Source organism: Burkholderia sp. BCC1047, from assembly GCF_902833155.1.
Classification (GTDB): domain Bacteria; phylum Pseudomonadota; class Gammaproteobacteria; order Burkholderiales; family Burkholderiaceae; genus Burkholderia; species Burkholderia sola.
The window spans coordinates 1-14920 of sequence record NZ_CADFEH010000046.1 but is presented as its reverse complement, the minus strand read 5'-3'; the positions used below and the strand labels follow the sequence as shown (position 1 = coordinate 14920).

The window sequence follows — 14920 nt, the reverse complement described above, 5'->3', positions numbered from 1 at the left end:
TCATCTGAAATTTTCTCAACTATGGCTGAGCGTTTCCGCGTTGATGCGGGTGTCCAGTAAGCCGACACTCGGTACACAACACATCAACACAGGAGACAAGCGATGTTGCTCGACAACAGGACCATCATCGTCACCGGCGCCGCATCGCCGCGCGGAATCGGCAAGGCCACGGCCCGCGCGCTGGCCGCGCACGGCGCACGCGTGGCGATCCTCGACCTGCGCCGCGAAGACGCGGAAGCGGCCGCCGCCGAACTCGGCGCCGGCCATCTCGGCCTCGCCTGCGACGTGACCGACCGCGACGCGTGCGCGGCCGCAGCCCGCGCGGTGCTTGAGCACTTCGGCCGCATCGACGGCCTCGTGAACAACGCCGGCATCACGCAGCCCGTGCGCACGCTCGATATCTCGGCGCGTGATTTCGATGCGATCGTCGACGTGAACCTGCGCGGCACGCTGTACATGTCGCAAGCGGTGCTGCCCGCGATGCAGGCGCAGCGCGGCGGCAGCATCGTCTGCATGTCGTCGGTGTCCGCACAACGCGGCGGCGGCATCTTCGGCGGCCCGCACTACAGCGCCGCCAAGGCCGGCGTGCTCGGCCTCGCGAAGGCGATGGCGCGCGAATTCGGCGCCGACCGGGTCCGCGTCAATTCGATCACGCCGGGCCTGATCCAGACCGACATCACCGGCGACAAGCTGACGCCCGACATGCGCGAGGACATCATCAAGGGCATTCCGCTCGGCCGGCTCGGCGAGGCCGCCGACGTCGCGCATGCGTGCCTGTTCCTGCTGAGCGACCTGTCGAGCTACCTGACGGGCATCACGCTCGACGTCAACGGCGGGATGCTGATTCACTGAGAACGGCGCCGCCCGATACGCGGCGCCGACCATCATGCACCCGGGACAACCCGGGGCCATGGCAGGAGACAAGGATGAGAGCAAAGTACCCCGCATCGCCAGTCCAGGGCGAGCCTCTGCAACGGAACGACGCGCAGACGTTCGAAGCGGCCACCTACGCGAAGGTCGCGCGACGGCTGATCCCGTTCCTGATGTTGTGCTACCTCGGCGCGTATCTCGACCGCGTCAACGTCGGCTTCGCGAAACTGCAGATGCTCAACGACCTGCGCTTCAGCGAGACGGTCTACGGGATGGGCGCCGGCATCTTCTTCCTCGGCTATTTCCTGTTCGAGGTGCCGAGCAACCTGATCCTGCATCGCGTCGGCGCGCGCCGCTGGCTCGCGCGCATCATGCTGACGTGGGCGGTGATCTCGGCGAGCTTCGTGTTCGTCAAGTCGCCCGCTGCGTTCTACGCGCTGCGGTTCTTGCTCGGCGTCGCCGAAGCCGGCTTCGCGCCGGGCGTGATCCTGTATCTCACGTACTGGTTCCCGTCGGCGCGGCGCGCGAAGGCGCTGTCGCTGTTCTTCATGGCGATTCCGCTCGCCGGGATCATCGGCGGGCCGCTGTCGGGCGCGATCATGCATGCGCTGCACGGCGCGATGTCGATGGCCGGCTGGAAGTGGCTGTTCCTGCTCGAGGCGCTGCCTTCGTTCGTGCTGGGCTTCGCGATCCTGCTGTATCTCGACGATGGCATTGCCGGCGCGAAATGGCTGACCGACGCCGAAAAAGCCTTGCTCGCACGCAACGTGTTGGCCGATGCCGCGCACACCACCGCCCATGTGTCGATTCGGACGTTCGTCGCGGATCGCCGGCTGTGGCTGATGGCCGCGATCTACTTCTGCGTGGTGCTCGGGCAGTACGGCCTCACGTTCTGGCTGCCGACGATCATTCGCAAGGCCGGCGTGGCCGATCCGCTGTGGGTCGGCCTGTTCACCGCGATTCCGTATGCGTGCGCGATCGTCGCGCTGCCGCTGATCGGCATCAGCGCGGATCGTCGCCGCGAGCGCCGCTTCCATCTCGCCGTGCCGATGCTGGTCGCGGCGGCGGGCTTCGCCACGTTGCCGATGCTCGGCAGCGTCGGCGCGTCGATCGTGTGCCTGAGCATCGCGTCCGCCGGCATCCTCGCGTCGTCGTCGCAGTTCTGGTCGCTGCCGACCGCGTTGCTGGGCGGGATGTCGGCAGCGGCGGGCATCGCCGCGGTCAACTGCTTCGCGAACCTGGCGGGCTTCTTCTCGCCGGCGATCGTTGGCTGGCTGAACGACCTGACCGGCAAATCCACCGCGGGGCTCGTGTTCATCTCCGTCGCGATCACGGCCGGTGCGCTGCTCGTGTTCCTCGTGCCCCGATCCGTGAACCGCTGACAACCGCCGATTCATTTGCATTCCTTCCGACCTGATACTGGAGCAATCGATGGCTACCGAAACCATCCATGACGCGGTCCCGCTCGCCGAGCGCGCGTACCGCATCCGACGAAACGCCGTGCTGATGGGCGAAGTGCAGGGGCAGGGCTATGTCGGCCAGGCGCTCGACATCGCCGACGTGCTGGCCGTCGCGTATTTCGGCGCGATGCGCTATCGCGCCGACGATCCCGACTGGGAAGGGCGCGACCGCTTCCTGCTGTCGAACGGGCACTACGCGATCGCGCTGTACGCGGCGCTGTTCGAAGCCGGCATCCTGCCGGCCGCGGAACTCGAAACCTATGGCAGCGACGACAGCCGCTTGCCGATGTCCGGCATGGCGAGCTACACGCCCGGCATGGAAATGTCCGGCGGCTCGCTCGGGCAGGGGCTGACGATCGCGGTCGGCCGGTGTCTGGGGCTGAAGCGCAAGGGCTCGGATGCGTTCGTCTATACGCTTTTTTCCGACGGCGAGCTCGACGAAGGCGCGATCTGGGAAGGGCTGATGTCGGCCGCACACTGGAAGCTCGACAACCTGATCGCGGTCGTCGACGTGAACAACCAGCAGGCCGACGGCCCGTCGACGCAGGTCATGGCGTTCGAGCCGCTGGTCGACAAGCTCGAAGCATTCGGCTGGTACGTGCAGCGCGTGGACGGCAACGACATCGACGCGGTGAAACACGCGTTCGACAGCGCGCGCCGACATGACGCGCCGCAGCCGCGGATCATCGTCTGCGACACGAAGATGGGGTGCGGCGTGCCGTTCCTCGAAGCACGCGAGAAAAACCATTTCATCCGGGTCGATGCGCACGAGTGGCAACTCGCGCTCGACGCACTCGAAGCAGGGAGACACGCATGAGCACCGTCGATAAAAAGCCGCGCCTGAAGACCTCGGCGATGATCGCGTCCATCGCCGCGGAAGGGCAGGTGACCCGCTCCGCACCGTTCGGCCATGCGCTGACCGAACTCGCACGCACGAACGGCAGCGTGATCGGGATGACGGCCGATCTCGGCAAGTACACCGACCTGCATATCTTCGCGAAGGCCTTCCCCGAGCGTTACTACCAGATGGGCATGGCCGAGCAGTTGCTGATGGGGGCCGCCGCCGGGTTCGCGCACGAAGGCGCGCAGCCGTTCGTCACGACCTATGCGGTGTTTGCGACGCGCCGCGCGTACGACTTCATTCATCAGGCGATCGCCGAGGACAATCTCGACGTGAAGCTGATCTGCGCGTTGCCGGGGCTCACGACCGGCTACGGGCCGAGCCATCAGGCCGCCGAGGATCTGGCGCTGATGCGCGCGATGCCGAACATGACCGTGATCGATCCGTGCGACGCGCTCGACATCGAACAGATGGTGCCGGCCATCGCCGCGCACAAGGGGCCGGTGTATGCGCGTCTGCTGCGCGGCAACGTGCCGGCCGTGCTCGACGAATACGATTACCGCTTCGAACTCGGCAAGGCCAAGCTGCTGCGCGACGGCAACGACGTGCTGCTGATCTCGTCCGGGATCATGACGATGCGTGCGCTCGAGGTGGCGAAGGCGCTCGAAGCCGATCGCGTCGACGTCGCCGTGCTGCACGTGCCGACGATCAAGCCGCTCGACACGGCGACCATCGTCCGCGAGGCCGCGCGCAAAGGGCGCATGGTCGTCGTCGCGGAGAACCATACGACGATCGGCGGACTCGGCGAAGCGGTCGCGACCACATTGCTCGCGGCCGGCGTGGCGGTGCCGTTCCGGCAGATCGCGCTGCCGGATGCGTACCTCGCCGCGGGTGCGCTGCCGACGTTGCACGAGCGCTACGGGATCTCGGCTGGCGCGATGCGCGCGAATATCCGGTCGTGGGTCGGGTGATCGGTCGGCGGTCGACAGCCGTCGCGAGCGCAATCTGCGTCACGCTTTTCGTCATGCGCGAGGTACGCGATCCGAATTGCGGCTCGACCCGGTTCGATTTCGTCTCACATACCGGTCAGACACTACCGACCGCCGCTGAATCCATGCGAGCGCGAGTTCGAGCGCCTGGTCGCTTGCTTCGCGGCTATCGGCGAAGTCGCCGTCGACGCCGAGCGTCCGGGTTTCACCGTCGCGATCCGTGAGGATCGCCGCCGCCGAGTAGCGGCCAGTCTCCGTGTCGGTCACCACGGCCCGGACCGTATATCCGCCATGTTCGATCGTCCTGTCGGTATGCATCAGGTGCCTCCTGCAGGGAAATGCGACATGTGTGACGACGCGCTGGCGCCGCGCCGGAAGCGAGGCGCCAGCCCTTCGCGCCGGGTCGATGAAGCGCGCCGGCGCATCTACTCACCCCGCCGTCACCTGGATCCGCCGCGGCTTCGCTTCTTCACGACGCGGGATGCTCAGTTTCAGCACGCCGTCGCGCAGTTGCGCGTCGATGCGCGACACGTCGAAATCCGGGCTGAGCGTGAATGCGCGCGAGAAGTGCGGATGCTGCACTTCACCGTGCTGCAGACGAAGCCCCGGTGGCGTCGGAACGACGGCCTCCGCCTCGATGGCAAGGCTGCCGTCGTGCACCCGCACGTCGAGCTTGTCGCGCGGCACGCCCGGCAGGTCCGCGTACAACGTGATGCCGTGCGCATCCTCGACGATGTCGACGGCCGGCGCAGTCCGCGTGCGCGGCGTGTCGGGCCGAGCCGCTTCACGGTTCGTCACGGCCGTTCGCGTATCGGCCGAACGGGTCGTCAGTTCAGTGGTGTTCGTGTCACTCATGATGTCCTCCGTCATGCGTTCGTGACGTCGTGCTGTTTACTGGACGGTAATCGCCCGCGGCTTCGAGGCTTCCGACTTGCCGACGCTGATCGTCAGGCAGCCGTTCGTATAGCGGGCGTCGATCTTGTCGGGGTCCGCGTGCTGCGGCAGTTCGACCACGCGGCGGAATGCGCCCATGAAGCGCTCGTTCGCGTAGATGCGCCGCTCGTCGTCGCTCGCGGCGTCATCCGGCGGCGTGCGCTCGCCGCTGATCGTCAGCAGCCGGCGGTCGACGGAGATGTCGATCTTCGCGGGGTCGAGACCCGGCGCGAACGCGACGATCTCGATCGTGTCGTCGGTGCTGCCGATGTTGACCGGTGGAAACGCACCGGGCCGCGGCGCGCGCAGACTGGCCGGAAAACCCGTGAACACGCTGGCCATCTGCCGTTGCAGGCGGTCGAATTCCGCCAGCAGATCGGTAGGGAAGAAGATATCGCTCATGATTGGCTCCTGTTGCCCCTATGCGAAGGGACGAACCGGACCACGCGCTCCAGTTCGTCCATCCGCGACAGGGTCGCTGACTAACAAATCGAAACACGCAGCGCGTCAACCGCGACTGCCTCGAGCGATACCTAAAATAGGATACGTCGAGTGAATTTCAAGGGGGAGGGCGACGGCATTCTGTCGCTACGTGCGTGTGCCCTGCAGGAGACTCATCGCCGGGGCACCGGCATGATCGGCGTCGCGATGACGGGGTCCGACATGTCCGACGTTGCGCGGATCGGGGCACGGCGATAGAGGGCGGAATTTGCAACGGCACGCTGGAAAAGACGCGGCGGCGTACCTGCGCCGTCGCGTCGCGTCCACCTGTTCAGCGCGACGGCCCGGACGGCGGCTTCACTTCGGACAGGTCGTCCTCGCGAACCTCGGCCTGACGCACCGTGGTGCCGTCCTCGCCGGTTTCCGAAATATCGGTTTCGAAGGTCTGCTGCCCATCGTCGCGTTTCTCCGCGGGCTTCTCGTTACCTGTCTGCTTGTCTGCCTGTGGCTGTTGACGTGTCATCTTGCTCTCCTGGTCGCAACCTGGGATGTTGCGCACGTTGCAGGTGAGCAAGGCGCGGGCCGCGCAAAGCTTTCAAATAGAAAGGTTTGATGCCATCAGCAACCACGGCTTGGCGATTGACGTCGACCCTCGGCACGGCGCGACATCGACGTGCCGAGCGCCACCGCCTCTATACATACCAATCCAGCGTCTTCACGATCCCCGTTTCGAAGCTCTCCGCCGGCCGCCATTGCAGCTCGCGGGCGAGCTTCCCCGCATCGATCGCATAGCGCCGGTCGTGACCGGCGCGATCGGTGACGAACCGGACGAGGCGCGCATGCGGCGCGTGTTCGGGCCGTCGCGCGTCGAGCAGCGTACAGATCAGCGCGACGATGTCGACGTTGCGCCATTCGTTGCAGCCGCCGACGGTGTACGTCTCGCCGACCGTCCCGCGCCGGATGACCGCGTCGATCGCACGGCAATGGTCGTCGACATACAGCCAGTCGCGCACGTTCGCGCCGTCGCCGTACACGGGGATGTCGGTGCCTTCGATGCAATGACGGATCACGGTCGGAATGAACTTCTCGCCGTGCTGGCGCGGCCCGTAATTGTTCGAGCAGTTCGTCGTGGTGACGGGCAATCCGTACGTATGGAAATAGGCGCGCACGAGATGGTCCGAGCTTGCCTTGGTGGCGGAGTACGGAGAGTTCGGCGCATACGGCGTCGTTTCGGAAAACGGCGGGTCGTCGGGGCCCAGCGAGCCGTAGACCTCGTCGGTGCCGATATGGTGAAAGCGGCGGCGCGCGAGGGCGTCGGCCCGGCCGAGTTTCTGATCGTTCAGCCACAGCTGGCGGCACGCATCGAGGAGCGTCCAGGTGCCGAGCACATTCGTGCGGACGAATTCGCCAGGGCCGTCGATCGAGCGGTCGACGTGGCTTTCGGCCGCGAAGTGGACGACGGTGTCGATCGCATGGTCGCGCAGCAGCGACTCGACGAGCGGTCGGTCGCAGATGTCGCCGAGTACGAACCGATGCCGATCGGCGCCCGGCAGGTCGTCGCCGAGATTGTCGAGGCTGCCCGCATAGGTCAGCAGATCCAGCGTGACGACGCTGACCTGCGGATCGCTTTCGAGCAGATGACGCACGAAATTGGCGCCGATGAAACCGGCCCCGCCCGTCACGAGAACATGTTTCGGTCGATAGCTCATGAGGTTGGCTTCCAGGTGGCAAACACGTCGGTGAGACCCGCGATCCACGAAGGCGATTCGACCCCGAAGTGTTCTCGCAGGAGGCTGCAGTCGAGCGCGGAATTCGCCGGTCTCGGCGCAGGCAACGGATAGGCGTCGGTCCGGATCGGCCGGACCAGCGGCACGCGGTCGATGAGGCCGGTGCGCCGCGCCTCGGTGAAGATCGTTTCGGCGAAGCCGTGCCACGTCGTCACGGGCGTGCCGCACAGGTGATAGGTGCCCCAGCGCAGCGTTTCGCCGGCCCGGTATCGCGCCGCGATCGTCAGCAGCGCGTCGGCGATCGCACCGGCATGCGTCGGGCCGCCGTACTGATCGGCGACGACGCCGACGACCTCGCGCTCGCGCGCCAGGCGCAGCATCGTGCGCACGAAATTGCCGCCGTGCGCGCCGAACACCCATGCGACGCGCAGAATCAGGTGACGGTCGGGCAGTCGCTCGCGCACTGCTTCCTCGCCCGCGAGCTTGCTCCGGCCGTACACGCCGAGCGGCGCGACGGCGGCGGTTTCCGCGTACGGGCCGGGCATGCGGCCGTCGAATACGTAGTCGGTCGACAGGTGGATCAACGGAATCCCGAGCGCGGCGCAGGCGTCGGCCAGCACGGCGGGCCCGTCGCGGTTCGCCCGCCACGCGGCATCGGGTTCGGCCTCCGCGCGGTCGACGGCGGTCCATCCGGCGGCATTGATCACGAGCGCGGCCCGGTGTTCGTCGAGCGCGCGGCGCACCGCGCCTGCATCGGCAATGTCGAGCGCGGCGCGCGATAGCCCGACGAGCGGCTGCTCGCCCGCGCGCAACACCAGTTCGCGGCCGACCTGGCCGAGCGCGCCGGTCACGACGATCGTCATCGCGCACTCCCGTATGCGGGCAGCATCGCCGGGACGCCTGCTGCCAGTTCGGCGAGCGGAGGCTGCCGCCGATCCTTGTCCGACAACTGATACGGCGCGCCGGAATCCGGCCAGTCGATGCCGATATCCGGATCGTCCCAACGCACGCCGGCGTCCGAATCGGGATCGTAGTACTGCGTGCACTTGTACGCGAAGTCGGCCTCGTCGGACAACACGCAAAAGCCGTGCGCGAAGCCGGGCGGAATCCACAGCATCCGGTGCGATACGTCGTCGAGCTGCGCACCGAACCAGCAGCCGAAGAACGGCGAGCCGCGCCGGATGTCGACGGCGACGTCGTAGACCGCGCCGCGCGCCGCGTGCACCAGCTTGCCTTGCGGATTCACCCGCTGGTAGTGCAGCCCGCGCAGCACGCCGCGACGCGAGCGCGACTGGTTGTCCTGGACGAAGGTCGCGTCGACGCCTGCGTCGCGCAGCCAGCTTGCCCGGAAGCTTTCGACGAAAAAGCCGCGCGCATCGCCGAACACGCGGGGTTCGATCAGCAGCACGCCGGGCAACGGCGTTTCGATGACCCGTGTCATGCGGCGACCTCCTTGCTCAGCAGATCGAGCAGATAGCGGCCGTAACCGCTTTTCGCGAGCTTGTGGGCGAGCGTTTCGAGCTGCTCCGCATCGATCCAGCCGAGCCTGTACGCGATTTCCTCGGGACACGCGATCTGCAGGCCCTGCCGCGCCTGCATCACCTGGATGAAATTGGCGGCGTCGAGCAGCGATTCGTGCGTGCCGGTGTCGAGCCATGCGTAGCCGCGCCCGAGTATCTCGACGTTCAGTGCGCCGCGCGCGAGATACGCGAGATTCAGGTCGGTGATCTCCAGTTCGCCGCGCGCGGACGGGCGCACCGCCTTCGCCAGTTCGACGACGTCGTTGTCGTAGAAATAGAGACCGGTGACCGCGTAGTTCGACTTCGGCTCGCGCGGTTTCTCCTCGAGGTCGATCGCGCGGCCGTCCGCGTCGAACGACACGACGCCGTAGCGCTCCGGATCGCGCACGTAATAGCCGAACACGGTCGCGCCGGCAGTCCGTGCGGCGGCCTGTTGCAGCAGCGACGACAGCGCGGGCCCGTGATAGATGTTGTCGCCGAGCACGAGCGTCGCCGCGTCGCGACCGATGAACGGCGCGCCGATCACGAACGCCTGCGCTAGACCGTCGGGGCTCGGCTGCGCCGCATACGAAAAGCTCATGCCCCACTGGCTGCCGTCGCCGAGCAGTTGCTGGAACGCGTCGAGATCGCGCGGCGTCGAGATGATCAGCACGTCGCGGATGCCGGACAGCATGATCGTGCTGAGCGGGTAATAGATCATCGGCTTGTCGTACACCGGCATCAATTGCTTCGATACCGAATGCGTGAGCGGGTGGAGCCGGGTGCCCGAGCCGCCCGCCAGAATCAGTCCTTTACGGCCAATCGCTGTTTGCATGAGGTCCCTCGCTGCAAGAGGAAAAGTGCGTGCGTGATACGCGGAATACACCGAATGCGTCGACGAACGTCGATACCCGTGCGCGCCTCGCTACGGCTGCTCGGCACCGCCAACGTGAATCGCACGGAATACGATCGCGAAGCCGAGCGCGTACAGCGCGGCGATCACCGCGAAGCCGACGGCCGTCGCGCGGTCCGGATCGTCGATCACGTGCAGGATCACCGATGCGATCGCGATGCCGACGAGCGAACCGATCTGCCGGCTCGCGTTTAGCGACGCGGCGGCAAGGTTCGCGTCCGCCGCATCGGCCGACTGCATCACGACGAGATTCATCGCCGGAATGGCCTGACCGGCGCCGAAGTTGGCCAAGCCGATCGCGACGGCCAGCACCGGATACGGCATCGCCGCGACGCCGACGAGCGCCACGCTGCCGAGCGCGGCGAGCGCGAGCCCGGAGAGCAGCGTGCGGCGCGCGCCGAACCGGGCGCTGACCTTCGCGGACGCGAGATTGCCGATGCCGAACATCGCCATCAGCGGAAACAATTCGAACCCGGCCACGAGCGCGCTCGCGCCGCGGACGTTCTGCAAATAGAGGCTCAACAGAAAGATCTCGGCGAGAATGCCGAAGTTGATCGCGAGACCCAGCGTGCTGCCCGCGACGAAACGCCGGTTCGCGAGCAGCGCCGGCGACAGGATGCGCGAGTGTGCGTAGCGCTCGCGTAACGCGAATGCCGCGGTGGCGGCCAACGTCGTGGCCACGCCGGCGAGGATCGACGGCGAGCGCCAGCCGGCGCTCGGCCCTTCGATCAGCGTGAAGCTCAGCGCGGCGAGCGCGAGCGCGCCGAACAGATGGCCGAGCGCATTCAACGGGCCGGGATGACGCGGCGCCCGCGCGATATGCCGGTACGTGAGCCACAGGCCGGCCGCACCGACCGGCAAATTCACCCAGAAGATGCCGCGCCAGCCGATCGCGTCGACCAGCACACCGCCGACGCAGGGCCCGAGCGCCATTGCGGCCGACACCAGCGCGCCCCAGATGCCGATCATCCGCGTGCGCATCGGCCCTGGCGGGAACGCGAGCGTGAGCAGGCTCAGCGAACTCGGCATGAACAGCGCCGCGCCGACACCTTGTGCAAGGCGCGCCGCGACCAGTGCGCCGCTGGACTGCGCGGCCGCGCACAGCACCGACGCGCCGACGAACAGCGCGAGCCCGGCGACGTAGACGGCTTTCGATCCGTAGCGGTTCGCGAGCGCGCCGCCGAGCAGCAGCAGCGCGGCGAAGCTGAGCGTGTACGCGTCGACGACCCACACCAACGCGGTCAGCGACATCGACAGGCTGGTTTCCATCGCCTTCAGCGCGACGTTGACGATCGTCACGTCGAGCATGGCCATCACGAAACCGCACGCGAGCGCGACCATCACGAGGACGGGGCGCGCGGCCGCGGCGGCGTACGCGCCGGCGACCGGCGTGGCGCGCCCGCCGTTCATGCGGCCCTCCCGCCGAGGTACAGGCGTCGCATCTCGTCGCTGTCGAGCAGCTCGGCCGCGGGGCCTTCGAGCGCGACGCGCCCCATCGTCAGCACGATGCCGCGATCGGCGATGCGCAGCGCCTCGATCGCATTCTGCTCGACCATCAGCACGCCGATATGCTCGGTGTCGCGCATCTGGACGATCGCGTCGAACACCTCGTCGACCATCTTCGGCGACAGGCCCGCCGACGGCTCGTCGAGCAGCAGCAACACCGGGCGCGGCATCAGCGCGCGCGCGAGCGACACGATTTGCCGCTCGCCGCCGGACAATGCGCCCGCCAGCGACCGGTGGCGGCGCCGCAGCACCGGATACTGCTCGCACAGCTCGTCGATCCGCGCCTCGCGCGGAAACGCCGACATCGACTGGCCGCCGAGCATCAGGTTTTCGCGCACGGTCAGCGACGCGAACACGTTGTCGGTCTGCGGCACGAAGCCGATCCCGTACTCGCGGATCTTTCGGTGGACCGGCACGCGCGCCACGTCCGTGCCCTGGATCGTCACGCTGCCCGCACGAGGCAGCACGAAACCTGCGATCGCCTTCAGCAGCGTCGATTTTCCGCAGGCGTTCGGGCCGAGGATCGTCACGATGTCGATGGCCCCGACCGTGAGCGACACGCCATGCAGGATGTCGACTTCGGGCGTGTAGCCGGCGACGAGTTCGCGCACGTCGATCATGACGCCTCCAGTGGACGAGGGGCGGCATGGGCGCGCCCGAGATACGCGTCGAGTACGCGACGGTTGCGCTCCAGCTCGGCCGGGCGGCAGTTCGCGATCGTCACGCCGCGGTCCAGCACGACGCAGCGGTCGCACAGCTCGCGGATGAAATGCATGTCGTGCTCGATGACGACCAGCGTGACGCCTTGCTTGCGAATCCGTCGCAGTTCGTCGATCAGCTCGCCGCGCAGGTTCGGGTGCACGCCGGCGGTCGGCTCGTCGAGCAGCAGCAGCTTGGGCTCGGTCATCATCGCGCACGCGATGCCCAGCAGCTTCTTCTGGCCGCCGGAGATCGACGCGGCGGACAGGTGCGCGACGCCGGACAGTTTCAGTTCGTCCAGCAGCGCGGCGGCGCGTGCACGCGTATCGGCATCGAGCGCGCACGTCGCACGGCCGGGCCAGAGGGCGGCGGCGATGCCGTGGCGCGCGCACGAAGCCGCCATCGCGAGTTCGAGCACCGACATGCGCGCGGGCATCGACGGCAACTGGAACGTGCGGCGCACGCCCAGCCGCGCAATCTTGTGCGGCGACAGCGCGTCGATCCGCCGACCGTCGAAGCGGATCGCGCCCGCCGCGAGCGGCGCGAAGCCGGTGATCGCGTTGAGCGCGGTGCTCTTGCCGGAGCCGTTCGGGCCGAGCAGTCCGACGATCTCGCCGCCGTCGACCGACAGCGTGACCCCGGACAAGACGACGTTCTCGCCGTAGCGGATCGTCACGCCGTCGAGATCGAGCAGCGTGCTCATGGCCGCACCTCCAGGCGCTCGGGTACGAGCCCGTGCGGACGCCAGAGCACGCACGCGAGCAGCATCAGGCCGACCAGGCCCAGCCGCACCGCGCCGGTCAGGTCGCTGCCGACATCGAGCCAGTCCTTGAGAAACGGCGCCAGCGCGTAGACGGCCTGCACGATCAGCGTGCCGACCAGCACACCCAGGTGGCTGCCGAGGCCGCCGACCATCACGACGGTCCACAGCGCGAAGGTCTCGGACGCGATCATCGCGTCCGGCCCGACATAGCCGATGTACCACGCGGCGAGTGCCCCGGCGAGCGCGGCGGGCAGCGCGCCCGCGATGCACGCACGCGTTTTCAGCGCGAGCGGATCGTAGCCGAAGCAGACCGCGAGCGCGGGTTCTTCGCGCATCACCTTAAGCGCCCGGCCGAAGCGGCTCGCGGTCAGGCGCCGGTAGGTCGCGTAGGTGAGCGCGAGGCAACCGGCCGTGACCGCGAGGAACGCGAGTTCGGCCCACGGCGCCCGCAGCCCGGGGAACAGCGGCGCGATGCCGCCGATGCCTTGCGCGCCACCGGTCAACCCGCTTTCGTTGAGCGCGATCGTGCGCAGGATCTCGGCGATCGCGAGCGTCGCGATCCCCCAGTAGTCGGCGGAGAGCTGCCGCCCGAGCCGCGCGACGACGATCGCCAGCGCACCCGCGGCGGCCAGCGCGAGCGCCAGCGCCGAAGGCAACGGCCAGTCGAGCTGAGACGCGATCCCGGCCGCATACGCGCCGAGCCCGCTGAACGCAATGAAGCCGAAATTGACGAGGCCCGCATAGCCGGCCTGCAGGTTCAACCCGAGCGCCATCGTCGCGTACAGGCAGCCGACGGTCAGCAGATGGATGACGAAGCTAGACACGCCGTACCTCCCGATCGAAGATGCCGTAAGGCCGGAAGATCAGTGCGACGAGCAGGATCGCGAACGACACCGCGCCGACGTACTCGACCGGAAAGAATTGCATCGGCCGATCGACGAGCCCGCCGAAATCGACGTTCAACGCGACGGTTTCGGCCACCGCGATCAGCAGCGCGCCGGCCGCGGCGCCGAGCGGATTGCCGAGACCGCCCAGGATCGCCGCGGAAAACACCGGGATCAGCAGTCCGTAGCCGAGATTGACGTGCACGCTCTCGGTGGCGCCGAGCATCGTGCCGCCGAGCGCCGCCAGCACGCCGCTCGCGAACGTGATCACGTTGGTCACGCGCGTCGCGTCGATGCCGGTCGCGAGCGCCAGCGCGCGATTCGACGCGAGCGCACGCATCGCCCGCCCGAGGCCGGTGCGGTACAGCAGCGCCGCGAATATCGCGAGCGCGCCGGCGCCGCATGCGATCGAGCCCAGTTGCGGCACGGACAGCGCGACGCCGGCGATCACCATCGGCGGATGCACGTCCTGCGCATACTGCTGCGGCCGCGAGCCGGCGACGCCGAGCACCAGCGCGACCGCGAGCATCGAGATCGCAAGCGAGCCGATCATCGCCACCGCGCTGCCGGAGCGCAGCAGTCTCGCGAACACGAACAGGTTCAGCAGCGTCGCGGCGGTGCCGACCAGCGCGCAGGACACGGCCGTCGCGAGCGCGAACGGCAGCCCCGCGCGTTCCAGCCAGAGCGTCGCGAATGCGCCCAGCATCGCGTACTGGACATGCGCGATGTTGGGAAAGCGGATCAGCGAATAGAGCGTCGACAGGCCGACCGACACCAGCAGCAGATCGGCGGTGCGGATCAATACGTCGACAATGAATGACAGCATGGCGAGGTCCTCTCGTTCATCCAGGCAGGCGGCCGCTTACTGCTGCGCGACGACCGATTGGCGGTAGACCACCTTCTCGTAGGGCTGGACTTCCCGCTGGCCGTCGGCATCGAACGCGATCGCGCCGGTCACGCCGGTATACGACTTGCCCAATGCCGCGAGCGCCGTGCGAATCTTCTCCGGGTCGATGGATTGCGCGCGGCCGATCGCTGCTGCGGACAACAGCGTCGCGTCGTACGCATAGCTGCCGAACGCCGAGCGTGGCGCCTCGTTGTATGCGGCCTGATAGGCGCTCGCATACGCTTTCGCGCCTGCGCCGAGCGCGGCGACTTCGAGGCCGATCTGGCCTTGCGCGATCTGCGCAGGCGTGTCGCTCGTGCACATCGTCAGGTAGATGCCGTACCACGGATGCTGGTTGAGCCGCATCTCGAATGCCTGCCGGTTCAGCGTCGCGGCCTCCTGGCCATAGCAGGCTGTTGAAATTGGATACGGTGTAAACGGGCGTTGCGAGCGGTGCGTTAGAGATATCGTGTTCATGATCTTGGGCAGACGAGAGCGATGCGCGGAAT

Annotated in this window: 18 protein-coding genes; 4 read left to right on the top strand and 14 right to left on the bottom strand. The window is 67.6% G+C overall.

Going from position 1 to position 14920, the window contains the following annotated elements; all coding sequences use genetic code 11:
- Nucleotides 1-102: 102 nt before the first annotated feature.
- The 4 genes from HWX55_RS32210 (at nt 103) to HWX55_RS32195 (ending at nt 4142) form a co-directional block, all read left to right on the top strand.
- Entirely contained in the window at nt 103-852 is a 750-nt protein-coding gene (locus HWX55_RS32210) for a glucose 1-dehydrogenase (protein WP_175978649.1), read from the top strand.
- A gap of 74 nt (nt 853-926) precedes the next feature.
- Nucleotides 927-2252: an MFS transporter gene (locus tag HWX55_RS32205; protein ID WP_175978648.1), complete on the top strand. Its 1326-nt coding sequence runs from the start codon at nt 927-929 to the stop codon at nt 2250-2252.
- Nucleotides 2253-2301: 49 nt separating this feature from the next.
- Nucleotides 2302-3147, top strand: coding sequence for a transketolase (locus tag HWX55_RS32200; RefSeq protein ID WP_175978647.1), 846 nt, complete (start codon nt 2302-2304; stop codon nt 3145-3147).
- Nucleotides 3144-4142, top strand: a complete 999-nt coding sequence (locus tag HWX55_RS32195) for a transketolase family protein (RefSeq protein ID WP_175978646.1) — start codon at nt 3144-3146, stop codon at nt 4140-4142. The genes HWX55_RS32200 and HWX55_RS32195 overlap by 4 nt, the downstream gene beginning before the upstream one ends.
- 51 nt (nt 4143-4193) lie before the next feature.
- Here HWX55_RS32195 and HWX55_RS32190 read toward each other — a convergent pair whose 3' ends face one another.
- The 14 genes from HWX55_RS32190 to HWX55_RS32125 form a co-directional block, all read right to left on the bottom strand.
- A complete protein-coding gene (locus HWX55_RS32190; protein ID WP_175978645.1) occupies nt 4194-4478 on the bottom strand; it encodes a hypothetical protein in 285 nt (94 codons plus the stop codon).
- Between the two features lie 111 nt (nt 4479-4589).
- Entirely contained in the window at nt 4590-5015 is a 426-nt protein-coding gene (locus tag HWX55_RS32185) for an Hsp20/alpha crystallin family protein (RefSeq protein WP_175978644.1), read from the bottom strand.
- Nucleotides 5016-5051: 36 nt separating this feature from the next.
- The gene (locus tag HWX55_RS32180) at nt 5052-5495 is read right to left on the bottom strand and encodes an Hsp20/alpha crystallin family protein (protein ID WP_175978643.1); all 444 of its coding nucleotides are present in this window, start codon (nt 5493-5495) and stop codon (nt 5052-5054) included.
- Nucleotides 5496-5865: 370 nt separating this feature from the next.
- Nucleotides 5866-6057 carry a hypothetical protein gene (locus HWX55_RS32175; RefSeq protein ID WP_124593629.1) on the bottom strand — a complete coding sequence of 64 codons (192 nt, stop codon included), beginning with the start codon at nt 6055-6057 and terminating at the stop codon, nt 5866-5868.
- Between the two features lie 169 nt (nt 6058-6226).
- Nucleotides 6227-7243, bottom strand: a complete 1017-nt coding sequence (rfbB, locus tag HWX55_RS32170) for a dTDP-glucose 4,6-dehydratase (RefSeq protein ID WP_175978642.1) — start codon at nt 7241-7243, stop codon at nt 6227-6229.
- Nucleotides 7240-8124, bottom strand: coding sequence for a dTDP-4-dehydrorhamnose reductase (gene rfbD / locus HWX55_RS32165; protein ID WP_175978641.1), 885 nt, complete (start codon nt 8122-8124; stop codon nt 7240-7242). Before rfbD ends, rfbB begins: the two co-directional genes overlap by 4 nt.
- Complete coding sequence (gene rfbC, locus HWX55_RS32160) at nt 8121-8702, bottom strand: dTDP-4-dehydrorhamnose 3,5-epimerase (RefSeq protein WP_175978640.1); 582 nt, start codon at nt 8700-8702, stop codon at nt 8121-8123. The genes rfbD and rfbC overlap by 4 nt, the downstream gene beginning before the upstream one ends.
- Entirely contained in the window at nt 8699-9595 is an 897-nt protein-coding gene (gene rfbA, locus HWX55_RS32155) for a glucose-1-phosphate thymidylyltransferase RfbA (protein ID WP_175978639.1), read from the bottom strand. Before rfbA ends, rfbC begins: the two co-directional genes overlap by 4 nt.
- Before the next feature lie 90 nt (nt 9596-9685).
- Entirely contained in the window at nt 9686-11083 is a 1398-nt protein-coding gene (locus tag HWX55_RS32150) for an MFS transporter (RefSeq protein ID WP_175978638.1), read from the bottom strand.
- Nucleotides 11080-11799 (bottom strand): ABC transporter ATP-binding protein, encoded by a 720-nt coding sequence (locus HWX55_RS32145; protein WP_175978637.1) that lies wholly within the window; start codon nt 11797-11799, stop codon nt 11080-11082. The genes HWX55_RS32150 and HWX55_RS32145 overlap by 4 nt, the downstream gene beginning before the upstream one ends.
- Nucleotides 11796-12581, bottom strand: a complete 786-nt coding sequence (locus HWX55_RS32140) for an ABC transporter ATP-binding protein (protein ID WP_175978636.1) — start codon at nt 12579-12581, stop codon at nt 11796-11798. Before HWX55_RS32140 ends, HWX55_RS32145 begins: the two co-directional genes overlap by 4 nt.
- Nucleotides 12578-13465 (bottom strand): branched-chain amino acid ABC transporter permease, encoded by an 888-nt coding sequence (locus tag HWX55_RS32135; RefSeq protein WP_175978635.1) that lies wholly within the window; start codon nt 13463-13465, stop codon nt 12578-12580. Before HWX55_RS32135 ends, HWX55_RS32140 begins: the two co-directional genes overlap by 4 nt.
- On the bottom strand, nt 13458-14351 hold the full coding sequence (locus HWX55_RS32130) for a branched-chain amino acid ABC transporter permease (RefSeq protein ID WP_050016938.1): 894 nt from the start codon (nt 14349-14351) through the stop codon (nt 13458-13460). Before HWX55_RS32130 ends, HWX55_RS32135 begins: the two co-directional genes overlap by 8 nt.
- 36 nt (nt 14352-14387) lie before the next feature.
- Nucleotides 14388-14920 (bottom strand): ABC transporter substrate-binding protein (locus HWX55_RS32125; protein ID WP_244140688.1); only part of this gene is annotated, 533 nt, incomplete at its 5' end.